This window comes from Pseudomonas sp. IT-P218 (genome assembly GCF_949767605.1).
In the GTDB taxonomy this organism is placed as follows: domain Bacteria; phylum Pseudomonadota; class Gammaproteobacteria; order Pseudomonadales; family Pseudomonadaceae; genus Aquipseudomonas; species Aquipseudomonas putida_AE.
The window spans coordinates 32,966-57,760 of sequence record NZ_CATKQQ010000012.1; the positions used below are offsets into that span (position 1 = coordinate 32,966).

At 61.8% G+C, this 24,795-nt stretch carries 22 protein-coding genes; 14 read left to right on the forward strand and 8 right to left on the reverse strand.

Annotation, left to right across the window (positions count from 1 at the left end; genetic code table 11):
- The first annotated feature begins 81 nt into the window (after positions 1–81).
- The gene (locus ACM6I6_RS12090) at positions 82–342 is read left to right on the forward strand and encodes a hypothetical protein (protein ID WP_414919939.1); all 261 of its coding nucleotides are present in this window, start codon (positions 82–84) and stop codon (positions 340–342) included.
- Here ACM6I6_RS12090 and ACM6I6_RS12095 read toward each other — a convergent pair.
- The 6 genes from ACM6I6_RS12095 to ACM6I6_RS12120 all read right to left on the reverse strand — a co-directional run bounded on the left by ACM6I6_RS12095 (position 314) and on the right by ACM6I6_RS12120 (position 7,369).
- Positions 314–1,261, reverse strand: coding sequence for an NAD-dependent epimerase/dehydratase family protein (locus tag ACM6I6_RS12095; RefSeq protein WP_323608564.1), 948 nt, complete (start codon positions 1,259–1,261; stop codon positions 314–316). The genes ACM6I6_RS12090 and ACM6I6_RS12095 overlap by 29 nt on opposite strands.
- Positions 1,262–1,263: 2 nt before the next feature.
- Positions 1,264–2,388, reverse strand: a complete 1,125-nt coding sequence (locus ACM6I6_RS12100; RefSeq protein ID WP_274077570.1) for an HlyD family secretion protein — start codon at positions 2,386–2,388, stop codon at positions 1,264–1,266.
- A 6-nt stretch (positions 2,389–2,394) separates the two neighbouring features.
- Entirely contained in the window at positions 2,395–3,237 is an 843-nt protein-coding gene (locus ACM6I6_RS12105; RefSeq protein WP_414919940.1) for a hypothetical protein, read from the reverse strand.
- Position 3,238: 1 nt separating this feature from the next.
- Positions 3,239–4,567, reverse strand: a complete 1,329-nt coding sequence (locus ACM6I6_RS12110) for a glycosyltransferase (RefSeq protein WP_323628318.1) — start codon at positions 4,565–4,567, stop codon at positions 3,239–3,241.
- The gene (locus ACM6I6_RS12115; protein ID WP_323608562.1) at positions 4,564–5,961 is read right to left on the reverse strand and encodes a diguanylate cyclase domain-containing protein; all 1,398 of its coding nucleotides are present in this window, start codon (positions 5,959–5,961) and stop codon (positions 4,564–4,566) included. Before ACM6I6_RS12115 ends, ACM6I6_RS12110 begins: the two co-directional genes overlap by 4 nt.
- 514 nt (positions 5,962–6,475) lie before the next feature.
- Positions 6,476–7,369 carry a LysR family transcriptional regulator gene (locus ACM6I6_RS12120; protein WP_414919941.1) on the reverse strand — a complete coding sequence of 298 codons (894 nt, stop codon included), beginning with the start codon at positions 7,367–7,369 and terminating at the stop codon, positions 6,476–6,478.
- Positions 7,370–7,501: 132 nt separating this feature from the next.
- On the opposite strand from ACM6I6_RS12120, the gene ACM6I6_RS12125 reads away from it, so the two are divergent.
- Positions 7,502–8,764: an MFS transporter gene (locus tag ACM6I6_RS12125; protein WP_414919942.1), complete on the forward strand. Its 1,263-nt coding sequence runs from the start codon at positions 7,502–7,504 to the stop codon at positions 8,762–8,764.
- Positions 8,765–8,770: 6 nt separating this feature from the next.
- Here the strand turns inward: ACM6I6_RS12125 and ACM6I6_RS12130 are convergent, their stop codons facing one another.
- On the reverse strand, positions 8,771–9,220 hold the full coding sequence (locus tag ACM6I6_RS12130) for a cupin domain-containing protein (RefSeq protein ID WP_274077564.1): 450 nt from the start codon (positions 9,218–9,220) through the stop codon (positions 8,771–8,773).
- 353 nt (positions 9,221–9,573) lie between these two features.
- On the opposite strand from ACM6I6_RS12130, the gene ACM6I6_RS12135 reads away from it, so the two are divergent.
- The 11 genes from ACM6I6_RS12135 (at position 9,574) to ACM6I6_RS12185 (ending at position 22,375) form a co-directional block, all read left to right on the forward strand.
- Positions 9,574–10,425: a putative selenate ABC transporter substrate-binding protein gene (locus ACM6I6_RS12135; RefSeq protein ID WP_414919943.1), complete on the forward strand. Its 852-nt coding sequence runs from the start codon at positions 9,574–9,576 to the stop codon at positions 10,423–10,425.
- Positions 10,422–11,219: a phosphonate ABC transporter ATP-binding protein gene (locus ACM6I6_RS12140; RefSeq protein WP_274077562.1), complete on the forward strand. Its 798-nt coding sequence runs from the start codon at positions 10,422–10,424 to the stop codon at positions 11,217–11,219. Before ACM6I6_RS12135 ends, ACM6I6_RS12140 begins: the two co-directional genes overlap by 4 nt.
- The gene (locus ACM6I6_RS12145; protein WP_414919944.1) at positions 11,213–12,040 is read left to right on the forward strand and encodes a PhnE/PtxC family ABC transporter permease; all 828 of its coding nucleotides are present in this window, start codon (positions 11,213–11,215) and stop codon (positions 12,038–12,040) included. Before ACM6I6_RS12140 ends, ACM6I6_RS12145 begins: the two co-directional genes overlap by 7 nt.
- Positions 12,037–12,804, forward strand: a complete 768-nt coding sequence (gene phnE, locus ACM6I6_RS12150; protein ID WP_323608557.1) for a phosphonate ABC transporter, permease protein PhnE — start codon at positions 12,037–12,039, stop codon at positions 12,802–12,804. Before ACM6I6_RS12145 ends, phnE begins: the two co-directional genes overlap by 4 nt.
- Positions 12,805–13,440: 636 nt before the next feature.
- A complete protein-coding gene (locus ACM6I6_RS12155; RefSeq protein WP_274077559.1) occupies positions 13,441–14,571 on the forward strand; it encodes a PAS domain-containing protein in 1,131 nt (376 codons plus the stop codon).
- Positions 14,568–15,995, forward strand: a complete 1,428-nt coding sequence (locus ACM6I6_RS12160) for a sigma-54 interaction domain-containing protein (RefSeq protein ID WP_414919945.1) — start codon at positions 14,568–14,570, stop codon at positions 15,993–15,995. Before ACM6I6_RS12155 ends, ACM6I6_RS12160 begins: the two co-directional genes overlap by 4 nt.
- Positions 15,996–16,519: 524 nt before the next feature.
- Positions 16,520–17,122, forward strand: a complete 603-nt coding sequence (locus tag ACM6I6_RS12165; RefSeq protein WP_274077557.1) for a dimethylamine monooxygenase subunit DmmA family protein — start codon at positions 16,520–16,522, stop codon at positions 17,120–17,122.
- Positions 17,119–18,087 carry a PDR/VanB family oxidoreductase gene (locus tag ACM6I6_RS12170; RefSeq protein WP_414919946.1) on the forward strand — a complete coding sequence of 323 codons (969 nt, stop codon included), beginning with the start codon at positions 17,119–17,121 and terminating at the stop codon, positions 18,085–18,087. Before ACM6I6_RS12165 ends, ACM6I6_RS12170 begins: the two co-directional genes overlap by 4 nt.
- A gap of 18 nt (positions 18,088–18,105) precedes the next feature.
- A complete protein-coding gene (locus ACM6I6_RS12175) occupies positions 18,106–19,128 on the forward strand; it encodes a DUF3445 domain-containing protein (RefSeq protein ID WP_323608555.1) in 1,023 nt (340 codons plus the stop codon).
- Between the two features lie 112 nt (positions 19,129–19,240).
- Positions 19,241–20,776, forward strand: a complete 1,536-nt coding sequence (locus ACM6I6_RS12180; RefSeq protein ID WP_274077554.1) for an APC family permease — start codon at positions 19,241–19,243, stop codon at positions 20,774–20,776.
- A gap of 174 nt (positions 20,777–20,950) precedes the next feature.
- Complete coding sequence (locus tag ACM6I6_RS12185) at positions 20,951–22,375, forward strand: gamma-aminobutyraldehyde dehydrogenase (RefSeq protein ID WP_414919947.1); 1,425 nt, start codon at positions 20,951–20,953, stop codon at positions 22,373–22,375.
- Between the two features lie 87 nt (positions 22,376–22,462).
- Here the strand turns inward: ACM6I6_RS12185 and ACM6I6_RS12190 are convergent, their stop codons facing one another.
- Positions 22,463–22,699 carry a hypothetical protein gene (locus ACM6I6_RS12190; protein WP_046818795.1) on the reverse strand — a complete coding sequence of 79 codons (237 nt, stop codon included), beginning with the start codon at positions 22,697–22,699 and terminating at the stop codon, positions 22,463–22,465.
- Positions 22,700–22,861: 162 nt separating this feature from the next.
- Here ACM6I6_RS12190 and ACM6I6_RS12195 point away from each other — a divergent pair, with 162 nt between their 5' ends.
- Positions 22,862–24,625 (forward strand): L-lactate permease, encoded by a 1,764-nt coding sequence (locus ACM6I6_RS12195; RefSeq protein ID WP_414919948.1) that lies wholly within the window; start codon positions 22,862–22,864, stop codon positions 24,623–24,625.
- Positions 24,626–24,795 lie beyond the last annotated feature (170 nt).

Consider the following 24,795-nt stretch of genomic DNA (forward strand, 5'->3'; position numbering starts at 1 on the left):
CCATCTCCTGACCTGCCTGGCCCTGACGGCCTTCACGTTGAGCGTATTCGGCTGGTTCTTACTCTCCGAGGAGCGCACGTCATGATCACCATCGTCACCCTGGCCGTGAGCTTCCCGGTATTCGGCACCAACTACTACTCGCAACAATTCGAGTCTCGTAAAGTATTGACCCTGATGTTCGACGAAAAATTCGAGGCGCTGCTGATTCCGGCAGCCGGTCATCACTTCAGCAACGAAGTGGTCGGGCTCAACGATCAGTTCCGCTTTCTCAACGATGTACTGGCTGAGCATTTGCTGGAGACCGAAGCCGTCTCTAGCGCCCGCCGGCATCAATACTTCTGAGCAACTGACCCAGGCCCTCTGCAAAACAGGTCGGCTTCTCCAACGAAAAATGTGCCAGCAAACGGCTGTTCTCGGCACGCGAATGCCGGATGTCACCGGATCGGGGCGCATCGTAGGTCAGCGCCAGGGGCCATCCCAGCAGTTCGCTCAGCATCGTCGCCAGATCGTTGACGCTGGTGGAGCGGTTGAACCCGACATTGACCGGTTCCATACGCGGTTTGGCTTCAGCGACCGCCTGTACCAGGATCTTGACCAGGTCATCGACGTAGACAAAATCCCTTGTTTGCTCCCCATCGCCGTAGACCGTGATGGGGAGTTTTTTTTGTGCTCGCTCGCTGAAAATACTGATGACGCCGGAGTAAGGCGACGAAGGGTCCTGGCGCGGTCCGTAGATATTGAAAAAGCGCAGGATGACCGGTTCCAGTCCGTGCTGGCGACGATAGAAATCAAGGAAGTGTTCGCTGGCCAGCTTGTCGGCGGCATAGGGCGTCAGGGGATTTTTTGGCGTGTCTTCGCTGATCGCGGTGCCTTCGCCGTTGTTGCCGTAGATCGCCGCACTGGAGGCATAAACGACTCGCCTTACCCCCGCCTGGCGCATGGCTTCACAAATATTCAACGTACCGATGAAGTTGCTTTGGTGAGTGGCGATCGGATCGTCGACCGAGGCCTGCACCGAGGCCACCGCCGCCAGATGGACCACCGCGGTGCAGTCTTTCATCGCCCGCGCGACCGTCGGCGCGTCAGCGACGTCCCCCACAACCAACGTCAGATGGCATCGATCAATCGGCAGGTTGGATAATTTACCGCTGGAAAGATCGTCCAGGACTCGGACGCTGTAACCGTGTTCGAGCAGGGCTTCGACAAGGTGCGAGCCGATGAAGCCGGCGCCACCGGTGACCAGGATTCGCTCAGCAGTCATCATTATTGAGCCTCCGATACGCTGTTTTTGGTGTCGGGAGTTCGATCCATGGCGATGAACTCCCCTATTTGATCGATGAACTCACGGCTGTCACTGAGCAGTTGTGGCCAGTCAGTGGGGAAACGGACGTTCAACGGCAGTTGATCGATTCGCCAGCGCGGCGGCAGCGGCCGGTCGAACCGGGCGGCGACCTGCAAGCCCATTTCGCTGGCAGCGAACGGCCCGCGCAACACCGTCGGCGTACGGCCGGCGCTGTCGACCGCCTGGACCACATGGGCGCTCAACCACTCGCCGTCCGGCATGCGCACCCGCAGCGGCTGGCCAATCGCGGCATAGCTGATGTTCAACGGCTCCAGGTAGATCCACAGCAAGGGATCTTCCAGGCGCTCGATGCGCATCAGCAAGGTGCCGGCACCGACGTTTTCGCCAGGATTGACCAGTACCTCGGCAATGCGTCCGCTTTGCGCGGCGTTGATCGGCAGCGCAGCCAGGCGGGTTTTCAGCCACTGTTGTTCAGCCTGTTGTTGAACGACATCGCGCTCAACGCTCAACGTCGGCTGATTGGCCAGTTGCTCACGGCGCTCGAACGCCAGCAGATCCGCCCTGAAACTGTCGAGCTCGGACTTCGCCGTCAGCACCTCGCCAGGCGACACCGCCCCTCTTGCAACCAGACTTTCAAGCACGCCCACCCTTTCCTGCGCCCTGCCGATGCGAGTCTTGAGCAACTGCCGTTCGTTGCCACCCAATTTGTTGTTGCGCGCAGGGCTGGTCTGGGTCGGCATGGCCGCCAGTTGCGATAACCGTGCTCGCCATTCCGGATTGTCGAGATTGACCAAAGGCTGGTCGGTCCGGACCTGATCACCGGCCTTGACGAACAATTGCTCGACCCGACCGGTATCGCGCGCGCGCACCTCGAGAATCGGCAGGCGCAACTGCGCCGGCGCGTCGATCATCAGCATGCCGTAGGCCAGCTTGCCCCCCAGCCAGATCAACGGGCTGGCGACCAGCAGCAGGATCAGATACCAGCGCACGCGAAAGGCCATGCGTTTGCCCGGCGCGTAGAGCACGGTCAAACCCTGTTCCTGAGTGGGACTCAATTCTTTACGACTATCGAAACGAATCTTCATGACGGCTCACCGTTTTGGAAAGTCTCGCCAGGCTTGCCAGTCAATGCCGGCAATCCCCAGGGGTTGCAGTTGTTCACGCCAGGCACTGCTCTGGTGTTGCAACTGCTCGGTCGACGCGCCGGCCCAGGACTCCGTGGCATCCAGTTGTGGCTCCGTGCTTTGGGCAAGGCGAAATTGCAGATCGGGCCAGCGCTGGGCGATCTGCTCTGCCATGCGTGCGCTGTTTTTCGGGTTGCGGGTATAAATCATCAGGCTGACCTGGCGCACGCCAGCATCGGGCAGCCCGCAGGGCACACAGGTTTGTCCGGGTTTGGGCTCGGCGAACCAGCGATGATGGCTGGAAATCTCGACCGGCCAGGGGCTCGCTCGAGACGCCGCATGCAAGGTGTCGAGCAAGTCCTGCAAACGCTGGTCGGGCACCGGTACGCCCAGCTGTTCGACTTCCAGGTCCAGGTGCAGGCTGCTGAATGAAAGCCCTTGGAATTTGCCCAGCAAATCGGTGAGCTGATGGCGTTCCTGCGGTTTCAACCATTCAGGATCGCCCAGCAGCAGACCCACTTGCAGACCCTGCCTGGCCGCGTCCTGCAGCAATTGCTCCAGGCGTTCGCGCGTGGTGGCCAGGTCCTTGACCTGTGCGCCCTTGAGGCCCAGGTAGATCTTTTCCATCCCGGCCTTGCGCAGCGCCGTCAGTTCAGCAGCACGCTGCCCTGGATCGAGCAACGCCTCGCTGTCCCACACATAGCTGGCCTGGGACCACTTTTGCGCTGGCGCCGCTTCAAGCGTCATGGGCTGTACCGCCAGCATCACAAAGGGCATCCATAGCGTCACCGCCAGAAGTATCGATCGCATGTCAGAACCTCGTGGCGCGCTTGAGTACCCACCAGGGTGCCATCGAGCTTTCTTCATGGCCGCGACGGAACATCTCGTTAAGCATGGCCACGACGCTCCAGCACCGCAGGAGCAGCATGAACAGCGGGAAGAAAGGCACCAGCAAGCCCAGCACCATGTCTTGTCGGGGCCGGTCGGAGACCATCACCAACATGGCCAAGAACATCACCAGGGTGATTGTCAGGTACAGCAGGTAGATCAGCGCAAACAGAAACAACAGTGTCTTGCCCGGCAGAATGAACAGGGCCAGCAAGGTGTAGATGAAGATGATGAACGGCAGAACCAACTGAAAGAAGAATCCCGTGAGCAGGATCATCAGGAAGGTGCGCCAGCCCAGTAACGTGGGGCTGATGTTGTGGTTGTGCTTTCGGATGTAGAGGAAAAACAGGTCGCCATCCCAGCGCAGGCGCTGCATCAGGAACTGGCTGAGCGTCGCCGGGGCATCGGTGTGCCCTACCGCTTCGGGCTCGAATGGAATCCTCAGGTCATGTCTTTTGAAGTAGCTCTTGATACGCAATGTCAGGTCCAGGTCTTCAGCGGTGTGGGTGTTCCAGCCACCGATTTTCACCAGGAAACTGCGGCGAAATGCGCCAAAGGCGCCGGAGACGTTGTTGACCAGGTTCCATTCCGCCAGGCCGATCTTCGACATGTGGATCGACAGCAGGTACTCCAGCGCCTGCATCGCCGTCACCCACGAGCCCCAGACATTGCGCACCCGCAGGCTGCCGGCGACCGCAGGTACCGAGGGGTCCTCGAAGTGCCGTACGATGGAGGCGACCATGTTGTTGTCGAAGGATGTATCACCATCGAGCGCCATGACGATTTCACCGCCGGCCAGCGACAGGCCGGCGTTGAGGGACGACACCCTTCCGCCCCGCTGCCATTTGGCGATCGGCCGTAAATGTCGCTTGGGGTACAACTGCGGGTCCACATTGAAACTGCGCACGGCGCTGAGCGTCGCCTGGTTGACCGTGGCGCCGTCCACCACCGGAATCATCTCGATGTGGCCACCATAGGTTTGTTCGCACAGGCTCAACAGCGTGGTCTGGACGTCCATGCCTTCGCTGTAGCAGGTAATGATGCAAGAGACCTTCGGGCAATAAACACTGATCTTCGGCACGCTGGTGCGCCGACGGGTGAACCAGCGCAACACGCCCAGCATCACCATGATCATCATCGGCAACTCGAACATCAGGAACGCCGGAAAAAGCATGTAGAACAGGCGGCTCATGCCATCCGGCCCCGCGAGCGCGCTGAGTGCGTTCAACAGTTGCTCGAGGAAGGGGCTCATGGTGTATCACCCATCTCACCGGCCAGGCGCGCCAGTAACAGCTCGCCATCTTCCTGATCCAGTAGATCCTGGGGGGCGGTGATGCCGATGACACGCAAGGTAACGTCGCTGACCTCCGGCGCCGAAAACAATTCGGCGACCCGGCCCAGGCGCTGCTTGACGATTTCCAGGCCTTTCTCGTCGGTATGGGGAAGCATGATCCAGAAGAACTCTTCGGTACTGCGAGAACAGCGGTCCGTTTCCCTGACGGACTCCTTCAAGCGATCGGCCACGCTATCAACGAAGGCATGCCCGCGCTGTTCACCCAGGTGCGACAACGTACCGGCGAGGTTGACGAAGCGCAGGCCGATCAGGGAAAACTCAGGCACCGGATGGCGGCGCACTATCTGCATTTGCCAGGTCAGCAGATCATAAAAATTCTTGCCACCCAACAGATTGAGCTGACCGAAGTGCTGCACCGCTCTCTCACTGAACTCCTGCCGGCAACGGAAACGCCCGGCCTCGGACAGGCGGAAATCCCTGACTTCGCGTATGCGCAACTTGTCGGGCGTGTGCGACAGGCCGCAATCCAGGCAACGCGCCTGCACCTCGGCATCGACAAAAAAAGCCTGGCACGAGCGACAGCGATAATTCTCCATCGGGCGGTCGTAATCACTGCCAATGTGGCGCAGCCGATTCAGGCAGTTGGGGCACAGCAACACCCCATCTTTGAGAAATGACTCCTGCGCCCCGACATGACCACAGGTAAAACAGTGCAGTGACGGTTGCCGTGCGATGTCCAGGCTATGGCATTCGGTACACACATCGATGTAATTGAGCCGTCCCGAACCACAATCGGAACAGAGGCGGACGCGGTCGATCAGGACCCCCTCCTCCAGCCAGTCCTGCTGCACCATCAGGCTGAGCCAGACAAACGCGTTGACCTGCTCGCTATCGGCAAGCACGTCCAGCAATGGATAGCGATAGTGCTGAGGCACCTCCGGATCGCGCAGGGCGAGCACCTGGGCGCCGTCGCGCAACCACAGCCAGGAAAGCACGCGGCTTTCGAAACGTTCCGGTGCGGATCCATGATTGAACAACCCGAAGCGATCCTGCCATACGCCCCAGAGCCTTATGATTTCGCTGGTTTCCACAGGGCACGCGCCATCGCCCAAGGCTTCGCACCAGCCATCCTGATCACGACAGCAGTAGATGAGCGTGTAGCGGTAAGAGGGAAGTGAGCGCAGTTTGCGAAGGACTTTGCCGGCATACGCACCTGGCATGTCCAGCAGCATCACATCAAATGCATCGGCAGCCAGCAGGCTGCCCAAGTCGGTAAAGTGCTCAAGCGCTGGAAGATTCAGGCTCGGAACTCTATTACCGAATATCGCAACCCGAGGATTTGAAGTCGGCATGACGCACGTCCTCTACAATCAGACAAGTGCGGGTTAATTGGAGGTAGGAACACTAGCATCACATTTGCGAAATATGTGGATTATTATCAAGTTATTTTTTGACACGACCAGCGTCAAAAATTCATCACCACTCGTCGCCAAATCTTGACGCTGAATTGATATTGGAGAAATCCATAGAAATCAATTATTTTAACTGCAAAATATTCTTAAAATTCATATATTTACGATCACCATACAAAACTAAAAATTATTAATTATCATTAATAATTGGTGACCAACATTGATAGCCCCTGGCCACTTGACAGTAATTGAGAGCGCCTATCAATTACTAGCTTAACTAAACTGGATCCCATTTTGACCTCCGATACAGCATACAAACTTATGAGTTCGAACTTTTTTATATCAGCACAGTGAGACTATATAACAAAACAAAAAGCACGCACGAACAGTTACAACAATGATACAGCCATTATTTTAATATCAACTTAGACACATGAAACACCCGGATTAATTATCAGGCAGAAGCGCAAACATCCCTCAGGCAAGCACGCAGCCATCGATGCACGGGATCCGCATCCAGTCGAGGATGCCAAATCATCGCCAAGGTAAATTCCGGCAGTGCCACTGGCAGCACAAAGCTGTGCATGCCGGCTCGCAGATTGGCGGTATGCCGCTCGGGCACAGTGGCGATCAGATCGCTTGCCTGGGCGAGCGCCAATGCAGTCGAGAAACCGCCGACCATGGTCACGATCTGCCGCTGCAAACCAAGCGCCTCCAGGGCTTCATCAATTGGCCCCTTTTCCAGCCCTCGTCGTGACACGCTGATGTGACCGCGGGCGACAAAACGCTCGGGCGACATCTCACCGTCGCACAGCGGATGCCCCGCGCGCACCACGCCGATCAATCGATCGCGGAACAACCCCTGGGTACGCAGTTCCGGGCTTGCCGTCCTGCCCACCACACCCGTTTCCAGATCGACCGTGCCGTCGCGCAACGCCGTGCTGTCCTTGTCGGGTTTGGGCATGAAGCGCAGGCGTATGCCTGGCGCCTGTTCGGCGACGCGGGCGATCAGTGCGGCGCCGAAGTTTTCGACAAATCCTTCGCTGGTGCGCAAGGTGAAGGTGCGCGACACCTGCAGGAGGTCGGGCTGCTCGGCCGGACGCAGCACCGCTTGGGCCTCCTGCACAAGCTGGGCGACCCGCTCACGCAATTCCAGCGCACGCGGCGTTGGCACCAGGCCGCGGCCGGCCCTGACCAGCAGCGGATCGCCGGTGGTTTCGCGCAATCGCGCCAGCGCCCTGCTCATCGCCGATGGACTCAGGCGCAGGCGTTTGGCGGCGCGGGCGACACTGCCTTCTGCCAGCAGCACATCGAGGGTGATCAGCAGATTGAGATCGGGAGTGGACATGCGAGGCCCCAGGTCGGCAGGTATGGCGCTGTATGCACGTAATCAGTGCAAACCGTGCGTCTTCCGCCATGTTAGGCCCCGGCGTAGATTTCTGGTAGCTCCAGTCGGGAGCGGCCAGAAAAGGGCAACACCATGAATGACGGATCTGCAGTCGCGGCAGTGGCTCAACAAACACCTTCGGTGAAAGGGGCGCTGGCCAGCCTGTCGTTGGCGATGTTGTTGTCGTCCCTCGGCACAAGCATTGCCAACGTCGGCCTGCCATCCCTGGCACAGGCATTCAGCGCGTCCTTTCAACAGGTGCAGTGGGTGGTCATCGCCTATCTGCTGGCCATTACCGCCTCGATTGTCAGCGTCGGCCGTCTCGGCGACCTTGTCGGTCGGCGCCGCCTGCTGTTGTCCGGTATTGCCCTGTTCACATTGGCTTCGGCGCTGTGCGGCCTGGCGCCCAATCTTGGCCTGCTGATCGCTGCCAGGGCGCTGCAAGGCCTGGGCGCGGCGGTCATGATGGCGCTGACCCTGGCCTTTGTCGGCGAGACGGTGGCCAAGGGCAAGACCGGTGGCGCCATGGGGCTGCTGGGGAGCATGTCCGCCATGGGTACGGCGATGGGACCGGCGCTCGGTGGCGTGCTCATTGACGGATTCGGCTGGCGCTGGATTTTCTTTATCAGCGTGCCCCTGGGTCTGCTGGCCTGGCTGCTCGTGCAACGCTACCTGCCCGAAGATCGCCAGGGGCAAACCAGGCGTTCGGGGTTCGATTCGCTGGGTACGTTGTTACTGGCGCTGTTGCGCGATAGCCGACTCAGTGGCTGCCTTGCCATGAGCCTACTGGTGACCACCGTGATGATGACGACGCTGCTGGTCGGGCCGTTCTACCTGTCGCAGACCCTGCGGTTGACGGCGATGGAGATCGGGCTGGTGCTGGCGGTCGGGCCGCTGGTCGCCATGCTGGCCGGAGTGCCCGCCGGGCGCATCGTCGACCGTTGGGGGGCCCCGGCCATGACCCTCGCCGGGCTGCTGGGCATGGCGCTCGGCTGCTGCCTGTTGTCGATGGTGCCCGAAACGTTCGGCGTCGGCGGCTACATCGCGCCCATGGTCGTTATCACTTTGGGGTATGCGCTGTTCCAGACCGCCAACAACACCGCCGTGATGCTCGACGTGTTGCCCGATCAACGCGGCGTGGTCTCCGGCCTGCTCAACCTGTCACGAAATCTGGGACTGGTCACCGGGGCCTCGGCGATGGGCGCCGTGTTTGCCCTGGCCTCAAAGGCGGTCGACATCGGCACCGCCCAGCCGCAGGCCATTGCCAGCGGCATGCGCACGACCTATCTGGTCGCGCTGGGGCTGATCGTTGTCGCCTGCCTGGTCGCATGGCGCAGGCAGGCTGACCCGCGGTAGAGGCGCTTACTGCTCCAGCGACACCAACGGCGTGTCTTTCTTGACGATGTAGGTCGCCAGTTCCGATGCCTTGCCCTGGCCGATGTTTTTCGCCACATGGGCGGTGCCGGCCGGAATGTACAGGGATTCACCAGCCTTGAGCGTCACGGTCGGTTGCCCTTCGAGTTGATATTCCAGGGTGCCGTCGGTGACGTAGGCCACTTCTACCCCGGGGTGCGAGTGTTTCGGCGACGCCACGCCCGGATCGAATTCAACGAGCACCTGGATCACTTCGCGCCCGGCGACGTCAAGGTCGCGGCGCACCAGGTCCGTACGCTTGAGGCCGGCCTGCCAGTTTTTTGCCGGTGGCTGGCCGGATTCCTGGGCTTGGGCGAGGCCCGTGAAGGCGGTGAGTGTCGCAGTGACCAGGGCAACGCCGAGCAGGCCTGCCGCGTAGCGGGTGGGGGTTCGGGACATGGTGATTCTCCAGTGAGCGCAAGGTAAAAGCCGTTATCCGGCTGTTGCATTACGCGCTCGTCGTGTATCGCCTGCGTGTCCCGCCACCCCGGTTTTTGTATGCCAACGTAGCTGGGTGAGCGGTGGATACGTTGCGATACGCTATTGGCCAATCAAGGACGACTTCACCGTACTGGGCCCTGCTGACCCACCGTGACAGTGAGAACAATGCACGCAGTTTCAGCGATTGGTTGATACGCCATCTGCAATCCCTATAATCGCCGCACTTCGTCTACCCTCAAAAAGCGCCTGACCGTTATCCCATATAGGTCAGGCGCTTCGAAATACTTGCGCTAATGAACCGGAGAACTTTCATGCTCAAACGCACCCTGGCATTGGCTGTCGGCTTGACCCTGTCCTTTTCCACCCTGCTGGCACAGGCCGCCGACGTCCTCAAGGTCAGTGCCATTCCCGATGAAGCCCCCACCGAACTGCTGCGCAAGTTCCAGCCTCTGGGCACTTATCTGGAACAGCAATTGGGCATGAAGGTCGAGTTCGTGCCGGTCAGCGACTACCCGGCCGTGGTCGAGGCGCTGGCCACCGACCGGATCGACATGGCCTGGCTCGGGGGGTTCACCTTCGTCCAGGCGCGGCTGAAAACCGGCAATGCCATTCCGTTGGTGCAGCGCGAACAGGACGCCCAGTTCACCAGCAAATTCATCACCGCCGACCCGAACGTCAAATCCCTCGCCGACCTCAAGGGCAAGACCTTCGCCTTCGGCTCGGTGTCCTCGACATCCGGCAGCCTGATGCCGCGCTATTTCATGTTGCAGGACGGCATCAAGCCGGAAACCTACTTCAGCCGCGTCGGTTACTCCGGCGCCCATGACGCCACCGTGGCCTGGGTCCAGGCGGGCAAGGTCGATGCCGGTGTGCTCAACGCCAGCGTTTGGGAAAAACTGGTCAAGGCTGGCAAGGTCGACACCAACAAGGTCAAGGTATTTGCCACCACGCCGGCCTACTATGACTACAACTGGACCGTGCGCGGCACCCTCGACCCGGCGCTGGCGGCGAAGATCAAGGCTGCCTTCCTCGCGCTTGATCCGGCGAAACCCGAGCAGAAAGCAATCCTCGACTTGCAGGCCGCCAGCCGCTTCATCGAGACCAAGCCGGAAAACTACAAGGGCATCGAGGAAGCCGCACGCGCCGCCGACCTGCTCAAATGACCTTGCATTTGACCCGGGTCAGTCTCACCCATGCCAACGGAGTACAGGCGCTGCGCAGCCTGGACTTGCACATCGAAGCCGGTGAACAGGTCGCCATCATCGGCCCGTCCGGCGCGGGCAAGTCGAGCCTGCTTAACGTACTTGCCACCGGCCTGCGCCCCGGCAACGGCGAATTGCAGGTGTTGGGGGAACAGCCCTGGCACCTGTCGGCCCGTCAGCGCCAACGCCTGCGCGCGCGCATCGGCCTGGTGCATCAAGCGCCGCCGCTGCCTCCGCGCCAGCGGGTGATCACCGCGGTGCTGGCGGGAAAAATCGGTCAGTGGGGGTTGGCCAAGAGCCTGATCAACCTGCTGCACCCGCTGGATGTTCCCGGGGCTCGCGCGGCATTGACCCGGCTCGACCTGCACGACAAGCTCTTCGCTCAGTGCCAGCAATTGTCCGGCGGCCAGCTGCAACGGGTGGGCATCGCCCGGGTGCTGTATCAGGCGCCCGAGGTGTTGCTGGCTGACGAACCGGTTTCGGCCATGGACCCGGTGCTGGCCGGTCACACGCTCAAGGTCCTCTGCCAGCATGCGCGGGAGCACGCCGTGACCCTGGTCGCCAGCCTGCACGCGGTGGATCTGGCGCTGGCGCACTTCTCGCGGATCATCGGCTTGCGTGACGGACAAATCCTCTTCGACCTGCCGGCCAGCGCCGTCGACCGCGAGCAACTCGACGCCCTCTACGCCAACGAGCAGTTGCAGCCCTCCCCAACCCCGGTTCCCTCCTTGAGCGTGCAGATTCCCCGATGCTGAGTCGTGCCACCCGTGATCCCGCCGCCCGGCCACGCCTGCTGCTCACTCTGCTGGCGATCGCCCTGCTGTGGCCGGGTATCCGCTTCAGCGAACTGGACTTGAGTGTATTGCTGGCCAGTGACAGCCAGAGCGAAATGGGCCGCTTTGTCGCGACCTTTTGGCCGCCCGCCCATGGCGCAGAATTCCTTCAGCTGTTGTGGCAAGCCACCTTGCAGACCTTGGCCATCGCCACGGCCGGCATGGCCCTGGCGCTGGTCCTCGCGATCCCCGCCAGCCTGCTGGCCAGCCGCGCGCTGTCCCTGTCGGCAGCGTCCCGTGCCGGGCGCCCGAGCCAGTGGGGGCAACTGCTGCGCTGGCCGGTGCGCGGGGTGCTGATCTTCCTGCGCAGCGTGCCGGAAATCGTCTGGGCCCTGCTGTTCGTGCGCGCCGTCGGCCTCGGTCCGACCGCCGGGGTCCTGGCCATCGCCATTACCTACAGCGGCATGCTGGGCAAGGTCTACGCGGAAATTTTCGAATCGGTCGACCAGCGCCCCGCCCACGCGTTGCTGCAAGCCGGCAGTGGGCGGCTCGCGGCGTTCTGCTACGGGATCCTGCCCAACGTCGCGGCGGAGCTGTTGTCGTACACGGTGTACCGCTGGGAATGCGCGATTCGCGCCTCGGTGGTGATGGGCTTCGTCGGGGCCGGCGGCCTGGGCCAGCAGATCGACCTGTCGATGCGCATGTTCGCCGGCGGTGAAGTGGCCAGCCTGTTGCTGACCTTCCTCGTCCTGGTGCTGCTCGCCGATCAACTGAGCCGGCTGTTGCGCTGGAGGCTGGCGTGAGTCGCCTGGTCAACCTGCTGCTGGTGCTGTGCATCGGCGCCGCGGTGTTCGCTTCGTTCCGCTACCTGGGCATCGACCTCGGCGAACTGGGTGGCAGCGGCAACCTGAAACAGATGCTCGCCTACATTCAGCGTTTTCTCAGCCCGGACCTGAGCACCGGACATTTGCAGGCGATTGCTCGCGGCGCGCTGGAAACCATCGCCATGTCGGCACTGGGCACACTGTTGGCGACGGTGTTCGGCTTGTTGCTCGCGCTGCCGGCGGCCGGTCGATTCGGCTGGCCGATGCAGGGTTTGTCGCGCCTGGTGCTCAATGCCCTGCGCGCGATTCCGGAGCTTGTTTGGGCGGTGCTGATGGTCCTGGCCGCCGGGCTCGGCCCCAATGCCGGCACCCTGGCGTTGGCGCTGCACACCACCGGCGTGCTCGGCCGGCTGTTTGCCGAAGCGCTGGAAAACACCCCGCCGGAACCGGCCGACGCGATCCGCCTGCAGGGGGGCAATGCCGTGTGGGCGTTCTGCTACGGCACCCTGCCCAATCTGTTCCCGCAGCTGCTGGCCTACATCCTGTACCGCTGGGAGAACAATATCCGCATGGCCAGCGTGCTGGGTTTCGTCGGTGCCGGCGGTTTGGGACAAATGCTTTACATGAGCCTCAGCCTGTTCCAGGAGGCCCAGGCCAGCACGGTGATCCTGGCGATGCTGGTGTTGGTGTTTGCGGTCGATACGCTGAGCAGCTGGAGTCGCCAGCGCTGGGTGAAGGCCTGAGATCGTTGGCTACGAGCAGACAAACAAATGCCCCGAAAGTCGGGGCATTTGATCTTGGCGAGCTGCATATGTTCAGCTGCACAAGGCAGGCTTCTAAGAGCCAAGTAGGTGGCCAGCGCTGGTCTCTGGCTTACGAGGTTTATCAGGACTCCCACAGAAACAGCAATAAGCGCTGTCCTGCTTCACACGGCATAAGGGCTGGATCTCAGCGCGGAGATCTTTCTAACCGTGTACCCTTCGGAGCGCGCCCCACGCGTCCTCGCTATCCGCTTGCGCATCAGTCTGCGTTTTCACCTACAACTTCAGAGTAGCAAAACGCTCAGGGCGTGGACTGGAATTTTTAGATCGATTTGGTCCTGTAGGTGCCGGCTTGATGGGATGGTGATCTGACGGACGCCTTCGCTGCGATGCGGCGACCCGACAAGCCAGCTCCTACAGGTTCTGCGCACAACCGTTGATATCATTAACGCGCTGCATATTTGCTGATTATGCTGCAATAACGCAGCGCGCATTCAAAACGGCCACGCGCAAGGCCTCCTGTTCACTGGCTTTTGAGTTGGCATGCGATATGCCGTGCACAGACTGCCCTGGCATTCTGTGCCCAGGTCCCATTAGCCGAATCGAGCCGATCCACCAATGGATATCCTGAATTTGCTGGTAAACAAAGCCCAGCCCCTGACCAGTACCGTCGGCGCCGACGGACTACTGCTCGGCCTGTCCCTGAGCCTGAGTGATCAATTGGGCTATGCACCCGAGGAGCTGCTCAATCAACCGATTGAGCGGGTATTGAGCGTCGAGTCGCTGCGCACGGTGCAGGCGCTGTTTGCCAACCCGCCCGCCGACGAGCTGATCCACAGCCTGGAGCTGACCCTGATTCGCCACAACGGTGGCCTGCTGCATGTGATTGCCAGCGGTGTGCTGGAGTGGCGCAATGTGCAACCGGCACGCCTGCACCTGTTGAAGATTCCCCTTGGTACGCTGGGCCATCGGCTGCGGGAAATGCACAACGCCAATGAAGTAATGAACCAGATGCTGCAAAGCGCCAAGGTCGCCTACTGGTGCATCGAATTCGCCGAGGCGGTGGACATCAACCACTCACCGGATGAGATCGTGCGCCAGGTGTTCGAAAACGACTCCCACTGGCGCCTGTGCAACCGGGCCATGGCCGAGGTGTACGAGATGCCGTCGGATGTCGACTTCAACCAGCAACCGGTGCGCCTGTACTGGCCACGCAGCCCGGCCAACGAAGAGTTCGTGCGGCGCCTGATCGAGGCCGGGTTTCATGTCGACGGAGCGCTCTCGGTGGATCGCCGCCACGATGGCTCGCCGGCCTACGTGGAAAACGACGTCAGGGCCACCATCGTCAATGGCCAGCTGTTGCGCATGTGGGGCAGCATTCGTGACGTCAGCCAGGAGTTGCGCATGCAGCACGATGCCGAGCAACGCATCGATGCCTTGCGCCGGGTCTTCGATGCCGTGCCCGACGCGGTGCTGGTGATCGATGAACACTTGCAACCGCAGTGGCGCAATGCAGCCTTTGAGGACACCTTCGGCATTACCCATGGTGCCGGTATCGCCCGTTTGCTGCTGGACAATGCCTTGCCCGAACGCACCTGGCACAGCCTGCCCCTGCCGGACCTGAGCGGACGCGACCTGAACTTCAATGTGCATTGCTCGCGCATCCTGATTCGCGAAGGCGTGGCCTGGCGCGTGGCGGTGTTTCGTGAAAGCCAGGGCGTTCGCACCCCCCAAGAGTTGCACCCATGAAAGACTCCAACCTGCCACCCACCTTGCAGATGGGCATGCGTTCTTCGGTCAATGTCAGCAGCGAAGTGCTGGGCGCGCTGCTGGAAACGCCTGCCTTACATGCCTTGCTCGACAGCTTCAGCGAAGCGCTGATCATCAGCGACGGTGAGGGCCGGCTGCGCTTCATCAACCTGGCCGCCGAGCGCGTCAACCGGCTGTCGAAACAGCAGGCCGTAGGCTTGTCCGAGAATGATTTTTTCCAGCGTTCGGCGTTGAACTACGACGACTTCCTGGCCGCGCTGAACCGCGGTGGCAACAGTGCGTTGACCCGTTCACGGGAAGGCCGGGTGCTGCTCAGCAGTACCCACGCGATCCCCACCGGCGCCTACGAAAAACCGTTCAGGATGCTCACCCAGAAAGACTTCGACGCCAGCCAGCCGCAGCGCCGGGCATCGCTCAACAACCGGCCGCTGGAGCCCCAGGGCTTGCACGACCCCCAGGACAATGCCCTGCACCTTTCGCCGCAGCTGTCGAGCATCGCCGACACCGGCGTGCGGGCGTTCCGCCGGCGCGCACGGCTGTTGCTGCTGGGTGAGCCGGGGGTCGGCAAGACAGCGATCGCCCGGCACATCCATCGAGCGGCCGGTTGGGGCGATCGTCCGTTCATCCACGTCAATTGCGGGAGCATTCCGGAGAGTCTGTTCGAGTCGGAGATGTTCGGCTACGAGCGTGGCGCCTTTACCGGCGCGTTGCAGGGCGGCAAGCAAGGCTATATCGAAGCGGCGTCGGGCGGCACCCTGTTCCTCGACGAGATCGGTGAGATCCCGCTGCACGTACAGGCCAAACTGCTGAAATTCCTCGAAGACAGCACCATCCAGTCGGTCGGCTCGCCCCTGAGCAAAACCGTGCAGGTACAGGTCATCGCCGCCACCAACAAGGACCTGCGTCATCTGGTGGACCTGGGTGAGTTTCGCGCCGACCTGTATTATCGCCTCGCCGTTCTGCCGGTGGAGATCCCGCCGCTGCGCCAGCACCGCGATGACTTGCCGTTTCTCATCGACATCCTGCTCAGCCGCATCAATGGCGATCGTGTACCGTCCCTGAGCCTGTCCGCCGGCGTTCGCAAGCGTTTGATGAGCTATGACTTCCCGGGCAACATTCGCGAGCTGGTGAACATTTTCGAACGTCTGGCCGTGCTCGCCGACGATGAGGCGCAGGAGCATCACTTGCCGGCTGAACTGCTCGAACCGGTGCGCTCCCGGGCCACCTCGGTCGCGCAGGAACAAGCGCCGCAAGAGTCGGAGCAGAACCTCAAGCTTCAGGTTCAGCATTTCGAACGCCAGGTCATTCTACGTGCCGTGCACCTGTGCGGGAGCAAGCGCAAGGCTGCGCAGCATCTGGGGATTGATATAGGGACGCTGATTCGCAAGTTGCAGCGGGACTGACTGCGGGACCGGGCTTGGCGACCCTATTCTTTCGGTGCCATCCACGGTTTGCCTCTTAACTGTAGGAGCTGGCTTGTCGGGTCGCCACATCGCAGCGATGGACGTCAACGATGACGCGGGGATCCTGACAACCCAAGGCGCTCTCAGGTTTTTCGCGAGCAGGCTCGCTCCCACAGGTACTCGCTTGGCTGTTGATCTATGTACACCTGAAAGAGAATGGTCGGCTGTCAGGCCGCCATCGCCAGCAAGCCGGCTCCTACAGGTTGATCGGTGTACATCGGCAGGAGATTGGTCGGCTGTCAGGCTGCCTTCGCTGGGAAGCCCAGCTCCTACAGGTTTTTCCCGGTGCCCTCCAATAAAACGCTGCAAAAACGCCTACAACGTAGTTATTTCTGCTTACACTTTTATTCTGTATAAATATTTAATCATTTAAAAACAACGACTTAAACACTTGGCACGCCCTGTGCTCCTGCTATATGCAACCCACCATCGTTGGGCTCCGATAGTCAGGAGGAATAACAATAATGTTGATCACCGGGATCAAAAGTCGGCCGGTCTACGACCGGTTGCAACCTCTGCCGGGAGGTGTCCGGCACATCATTGCCGGGCAAGGCAGTGGCGGTCGCGCCATGTTGCGTTTGCTGGAGGAGATGGCCGGGCTGGATCGCCCCGTGACCCTGCTGTACGCCCAGGAGTCATTTTCCGGCCAGGACTTCCTGGCGCAATTGCAGCAGCACCCGGGTCATCAACTGCGGGTGTATGCCAGCAACCAGGCATTGATCGACGCCCTCGACGACCTGCTCGGCGACGCCAGGATGGGTACCCGCCTCTACCTCGCCGGTTCCGAAAGCTTCCTCGGCAGCGCCATGCAAGTGGCCACCCGCTTCGATCTCAATCGCGACGAAGTGCTGCGCGAGCACTCCGGCACGCTCGTGCGCCGGGTCTGGTGCGTGCACTGCGACACCTACACCGAAAACGTGACCCAACGCGTCTACGACTGCCCCGGTTGCAGCCTGACGCTGGTGGTGCGCGACCACTATTCCCGGCGCCTGGCGGCCTTCCAGGCGGTCAAGGCCGATGCCGAAGTACCGGGCGAACTGCCCCCAGCCGAGGAGCTCGATACATGAGCCAGAACAACGGGACCTTGAATCTGCGGGTGGTCCGCATCGAAGCGGTGACCCCAGAGATCAAACGCTTCACCCTGGTATCGCCGACCGGTGCGCACCTGCCGGCGTTCTCCGGCGGCAGCCACGTGGTGGTGCTCATCGCCAACCCGAACAACACGCTGCGCAACCCCTACTCGCTGCTGAGTTCGCCCTATGACACCAGCAGCTATCAGATTGCCGTGCGCCGGGTGGAAAGCGGTCGCGGTGGTTCGATGGCGCTGCATGACAGTGTCCGCGAGGGCGACCTGATCGAGGTCACGCCACCGGTCAATCTGTTCCCGCTGATCAAGCAGGCCCGCCTGCACCTGTTCATTGCCGGTGGCGTGGGTATCACCCCGGTGATCTCCCAGCTGGAGGAATTGCGCCTGAGCAAGGTGCCCTTCGAACTGCATTACGCCGTTCGCGGCGATGAACACGCACAGCTCGGCAAAGAGTTGCAGGCCACCTACGGCGAACAGGTCCACCTGTATCGCAAAGGCATCGAAACGCGCATGGACATCGGCCGGATCCTCGCCGATCGCCCGCTGGGCAGTCACGTTTATGCGTGCGGACCGGACAGCATGATCGACGCCACCCTGGCCTGTGCCCGCGACCTGGGCTGGACCGACAGCCACGTGCACTTCGAGCGCTTCATCGAACAAAGCAGCGGCGGCGAAGCCTTCAGTTTCACCCTCGGGCGCAGTGGCGCAACCATCGAAGTCTCGCCTGACCAGACCATGCTCGAAGCGGTCGAGGCTGCGGGCTACAGCATGCCTTACCTGTGCCGTGGTGGCGCCTGTGGCCATTGCGAAACCGCGGTCCTGGAGCTCGACGGCGAACTGCTGCACAGCGATGACTGGCTGTCGGACGACGACAAGAGCAGCCACAAGAAAATCATGCCCTGCGTATCCCGCGCCAAATGCAATCGCCTGGTCATCGACCTCTGATCGACGGAAACCATAACAATGAATATCAAATTCAATCCCGACGAAACCTACCGCGACGACTACACCTTCGCCAACAGCCCGGAGACCATCGCCCGCGCGCCCTTCCCGTTCCCCGATGACGACTACATGTACTCGATGAACCTCGAGCCCCATGTCTCCGTCGGCGACGGCGCCTTCCGGGCCGCGTTCGATATCGACGAGCACTACATCAGCGAATGCCGGGACCGCGCCATCACCCTGGAGAAAGATCCGGGCATGCACTACGTCGCGGCGCCGCACATGATGGAGGCGCAGTGGGACCTGCTCGAACTGATCATGGAGTCCTACGCCCGCGACTATCCGCAGTACTTCACCCTGTCCCGTGAAGGCCGCCAGTGGCACTGGGTCAACCGCCTGCTGGACATCGACGATCACTTCACCTTCGGCGACCCGGCGACCCTGCCCTATGAGCCGATGGAGTACGTGACCCGCCAGGCCCAGGGCGACTGGGTATTGCAGGAAGAACGCGACGGTACGCTGTATTGGGGCGCAGGGATCGCCACCCAACGGGCCGACTATTCGCTGCGATTCAACCTCGGCATGAGCTGGGAAGAGTTCCACGGCCCGGTGCCGCTGGTGAAGGAAATCGGCATGCTCGACCGTGCCCTGAAATTCCTCCTGCGCCTGCGTACCGGCCACCCGGTGCGGCGCCTGAACTGGTCGCTGACGGTCAACCCGCGCCTTGAAGTCTCGGCCGAAAGCCTGCCCGAATGGGCGCCGGACCGGACCCTCGTGACCGCCGAAAACGCCGGCAAGCTGGTGTACCTGCGCATCGAGCTGCAACCGCTGCACCGCCTGCCGCGCAGCAACGCCATTGTCTTTCCGATCCGCACCTACCTGCTCAGCCTCGAAGACATCGCCACCAATCCGGCATGGGCGCGTCGCATGCACCGGGTGCTGCGCGACCTGAATCAGCAATTGGTCGATTACAAAGGCTTCAGCCGGTACCGCGATGCGGCGGTCGAGTGGCTGTCGCAGTACGACGACGAAACCAAAGCCTGATGCGATCCCCCTGTGGGAGCCAGCCTGCTGGCGATGGCGGTCTTGAGGGCGCCATCGCCAGCGGGCTGGCTCCCACACCGCAAACCACTGCCATTGATAATGAGGAAATAACATGAGTGGCTCATCCAACACGCGTGCAAGCAGCGCCGATCAGGACGCCGAACAACTGCGCGCCCTCGGCTACAGCTCGGATTTCAATCGCAGCATGAGCCTGTGGGAGAACTTTTCCCTGGGCTTTACCTACCTGTCGCCGGTGGTCGGGGTCTATACCCTGTTCGGCCTGTGCCTGGCCGCCGGCGGCCCGCCGATGTTCTGGTCCTACCTGCTGATTGGCGCCGGGCAAATGCTGGTCTGCCTGATTTTTGGCGAAGTGGTGTCGCAGTTCCCGATTTCCGGTGGCGTCTACCCCTGGGCCCGTCGCCTGGTGGGCAAGCGCTGGGCGTGGATGGTCGGCTGGGTCTATGCCTGGGCGTTGTGCGCCACCATCGCCGGGGTTGCGGTGGGTGCCGGGCCGTACCTGGCGATCATGCTGGGCTTCAATCCCGGCCCGGATGCCAACATCGTCATCGCCCTGGCGATCATCCTGCTGTCCACCGCGCTGAACCTAGTGGGCACCAAGCTACTGGCACGGGTGGCGATGTTCGGCTTTCTCTGCGAGCTGGTCGGCGCGATCCTGGTCGGTGGCTACCTGCTGATCTTCGAGCGTCATCAACCGATCGGCGTGCTGTTCGACACCTTCAACCTTGAGGTCAATGGCTCGTACCTGCCGGCCTTCCTCGCGGCCTCCCTGGCCGGCCTGTTCCAGTACTACGGGTTCGAGGCCTGCGGCGATGTCGCGGAAGAAACCCCGAACCCGGGCAAGCGCATTCCCAAGGCCATGCGCATGACCATCTACATCGGCGGCGCGGCAGCGATGTTCGCGTGCCTGGCGTTGATTCTCTCGGTGCCGGACATGGCCAAGGTACTGGCCGGTGAAGACACCGACCCGGTCGCCACGATCCTGGCCAATGCCTTCGGCCCGGTCGGTTCGCGCCTGGTGATGGCGGTGGTCATGGTCTCGTTCATCTCCTGCGTGCTGAGCCTGCAAGCGGCGGCCAGCCGCCTGCTGTTCGCCTATGCCCGGGACGAGATGATCGTCGGCAGCTCACTGTTCAAGCGCCTGTCGGCCAACCAGGTGCCGTCGTTCGCGCTGCTGGTCAGCGGCCTGGTGCCGGCGGCGATTGTCTGCCTGGGGATGTTCATGGCCGATGCCGTGGCCACCATCGTCGGTTTCGCCGCGATCGGCATTTACGTGGCCTTCCAGTTGATCGTGGTCGCCGCGCTGATCGCCCGTGCCAAGGGCTGGCGCCCGAACGGTCAATTCACCCTCGGCGCCTGGGGCCTGTGGGTGAACCTGGCGGCACTGATCTATGGCGTGTGCGCCATCGTCAACATGGTCTGGCCGCGCTCGCCGGACGCGGCCTGGTACATCAACTATTCGATGATCCTCACCACGCTGGTGGTGATGGGTGCGGGCCTGGTCTACATGCTGCTGGGCAAGCCCTACGACAAAGGCACGGCGCCGGCGGGGGATGCGTGGAAGTTTTCCAAGCCGCGGGCCAAGGGTGCTGACCTTCCAGGTGCTGCGATAAACAAACCAGCCATCTGACAACCCGATACCCATTGTGGGAACCGGATCCTGTAGGAGCTGGCTTGCCAGCGAAAGCGGTGTGTCAGCCGACATCAGTGTTGAAGGTGATGGCCCCTTCGCGAGCAAGCCCGCTCCCACATTTGGACCGGATTCCACAGATAAAAATAAAATAGCTTCAAAGAGGACAGAACCATGCAAACCCAACTCTTGATCAACGGCCAACTCATCAACGGCGAAGGCCCCGCCCAACCGGTGTTCAACCCGGCGCTGGGGCGCGTGCTGGTGGAAATCAACGAAGCCAGCGAAGCCCAGGTCGATGCCGCGGTGCGCGCCGCCGATGCCGCGTTCGACAGCTGGTCGCAGACCCCGCCCAAGGAACGTTCGCTGCTGCTGCTCAAGCTCGCCGACGCCATCGAGGCCCACGGCGAAGAGCTGGCCAAGCTGGAATCGGACAACTGCGGCAAGCCCTACAGCGCCGCGCTCAACGACGAGATTCCGGCGATCGCCGACGTGTTCCGCTTTTTTGCCGGCGCCAGCCGCTGCATGATCGGCTCGGCCGGTGGCGAGTACCTGCCCGGCCACACCTCGATGATCCGCCGCGACCCGGTGGGGGTGATCGCCTCCATCGCGCCGTGGAACTACCCGCTGATGATGGTCGCCTGGAAAATCGCCCCGGCCCTCGCCGCCGGTAATACCGTGGTGCTCAAGCCGTCGGAACAGACGCCGTTGACCGCCCTGCGCCTGGCACAACTGGCGTCGGAAATCTTCCCCGCTGGCGTGCTCAACTTGGTGTTTGGCCGTGGTCCCACGGTCGGCAGCCCGCTGGTCACCCACCCGAAAGTGCGCATGGTGTCGCTGACCGGCTCGATCGCCACCGGCTCGAACATCATTTCCAGCACCGCCGACAGCGTCAAGCGCATGCACATGGAACTGGGCGGCAAGGCCCCGGTGATCATCTTCGACGACGCCGACATCGACGCCGCCGTCGAGGGCATCCGCACCTTCGGTTTCTACAACGCCGGCCAGGACTGCACCGCCGCCTGCCGCATCTATGCCCAGGAAGGCATCTACGACAAATTCGTGGAAAAACTCGGCGCGGCGGTCAGCAGCATCAAGTACGGCTTGCAGGACGATCCGGCGACCGAGCTCGGCCCGCTGATCACCGCGCAGCACCGCGACCGCGTGGCCGGCTTCGTCGAGCGCGCCGTGGCGCAGCCGCACATCCGCCTGATCACCGGCGGTAAAGCGGTGGACGGCAATGGCTTCTTCTTCGAACCGACGGTGTTGGCCGATGCTCAGCAGGACGACGAAATCGTGCGGCGCGAAGTGTTCGGGCCAGTGGTGTCGGTGACCAGATTCACCGATGAGGCGCAGGTGCTGGGCTGGGCCAACGACTCGGACTACGGCCTGGCGTCATCGGTATGGACCGCCGACGTCGGTCGTGCGCATCGCCTGTCGGCGCGCTTGCAGTACGGCTGCACCTGGGTGAATACGCACTTCATGCTGGTCAGCGAAATGCCCCATGGCGGGCAGAAGCTGTCCGGGTATGGCAAGGACATGTCGATGTATGGGCTGGAGGACTACACCGTCGTGCGGCATGTGATGTTCAAGCACTAAAACCATCGCCAGCAGGCTGGCTCCCACAATTTGGCTGTGGGAGCCAGCCTGCTGGCGATGGCATCACCGCAAATCCCCAGCCTTGCGTTATAGCGTCCTCTGGCTATTGCCAATCCCCTTGGCAATGTCGATCCCCCAGTCCATCGCCGCTTCCATGTCCAGCATATGCGGCTTGGGATCGTGGTTTTCGTCGATGGCCGTGCCATCCGGTCGGTAGACTCCGATGAACATGCCCAGGGAGCCGTCCTTCAGTATCTCGGCCTTGACCTTGATGCTGCATCCGTTCGAAAGCGTCTCCTTGTGCTCCAGATGGCGCTCAGTCATTGCGGTTTTCCTCCCGTGGCAGTTTGGACCTATCGGCAATGCTAGCTCAGGCGCCTGCACAGCGCCGGTAAACACGCCCTGACAGCGGCGCAATGCCACCTATACTACAGGCCACCTCCCCCCAAGGGGCTGCACGTCCAACAATAAAAGCAGAGGTGGAACATGGTCTGGCAGCAAATCTACGATCCGTTCAACAACCCGGTGCTTTCAACCCTCATGGCCGCGGTGCCGGTGGTGGTGATGCTGGCAGCCCTGGCGTTCTTCCATGTCAAGGCACACCTGGCGGCACTGATGGCCCTGGCCTCGGCCCTGGTGATCGCGATTTTCGCCTTTGATATGCCCGCCGGCATGGCCGGGTCGGCCGCGCTGTACGGGGCCGCCAACGGTTTGCTGCCGATCGGCTGGATTGTGTTGAACATCATTTTCCTGCACCGGCTGACGACCGAGAACGGCTCGTTCAAAGTGCTGCAGGACTCCCTCGCGCGGATCACCGACGACCGCCGTCTGCAATTGCTGCTGATCGCCTTCTGCTTCGGTGCCTTTTTCGAGGGCGCGGCGGGGTTCGGTACACCGGTGGCGGTGACCGGGGCGATCCTCATTGGCCTGGGCTTCTCACCGCTGGCCGCCTCGGGCCTGGCGCTGATCGCCAACACCGCCCCCGTGGCCTTCGGTGCCCTGGGCACGCCGATCATCACCTTGGCCAAGGTCACCGGGCTCGATGAAATGGAGCTGTCGATGATGGTAGGTCGGCAACTGCCGTTCTTCTCGGTGATCGTGCCGTTCTGGCTGATCTGGGCCTTTGCCGGCTGGCGCAAGATGCTGGAAATCTGGCCGGCGATCCTGATTGCCGGGGTCAGTTTTGCCGTTCCGCAGTTCGTCGTGTCCAACTATCACGGGCCGATGCTGGTGGACGTGATCGCCGCGCTGATTTCCATGGCCTGCCTGACAGGATTCCTGAAAGTGTGGAAACCGGCCACGGTGCACACCTCCGCCGCCCTGTCCGGGCGCGTCGACAACTCGGCGATCGCCGAGGAACACGACGAAAAACCGGTCGCCAGTGCGGCCTTTGCCAGCGACGCCAAGCCCGCGGTGATGCGCGCCTGGATGCCGTGGATCATCCTCACCGTCTTCGTGTTCGCCTGGGGCACCCAGGGCTTCAAGAACATGTTCGACACCCGCCCAGCGATCGATCCGGCCACCAGCACGGCGAAACTGGATCCCCAAGGTAAACCGCTGCGCGAGGCCAACCCGATTTTCGCCCCGACCCTGACCTTCACCACGATTCACCAGCAGATCGAAAAGGTTCCGCCCGTGGTGCCTGCGCCGAAAACCGAAGAAGCGATCTACAAGTTCACCTGGTTCACCAGCACCGGCACCGGCATCCTGCTGTCGGCGATCCTCGGCGGGCTGTTGATGGGCTACTCCATCCCGCAACTGATTCACCAATACCTGCGAACACTGTGGGTGGTGCGCTACTCGTTGATCACCATTACCGCGATGCTGGCCCTGGGGTTCCTCACCCGCTACTCGGGGCTGGACGCGACCATGGGCCTGGCCTTTGCCGCGACCGGGATTTTCTATCCGATGTTCGGCACCCTGCTGGGCTGGCTCGGCGTGGCCCTGACCGGCTCGGACACCGCGTCCAACGTGCTGTTCGGCGGCTTGCAGAAGGTGACCGCCGAGCAACTGGGGCTCAGCCCGGTGTTGATGGCCGCCGCCAACAGTTCTGGCGGGGTGATGGGCAAGATGGTCGACGCCCAGTCGATCGTGGTCGCCTCCACCGCCACCCGCTGGTACGGCCATGAAGGGGAAATCCTGCGTTATGTGTTTTTCCACTCGATCGTCCTGGCGATCCTGGTCGGTGGCCTGGTGACATTGCAGGCCTATGTTGCGCCGTTCAGTCATATGGTGGTGGGCGGCCACTGATCGGCACAGCCCGGGTTGCTCGCGCAACTCTGTTGAAAATCCCGGGCACTGGCCCTAATGCTGTCCACTGTAGGAGCGAGCTTGCTCGCGATGGTCGTCAACGATAACGCGTGTTTGCGGGCTAAACGCGGCGCTCTTGAGTTCATCGCGAGCAAGCTCGCTCCTACAGT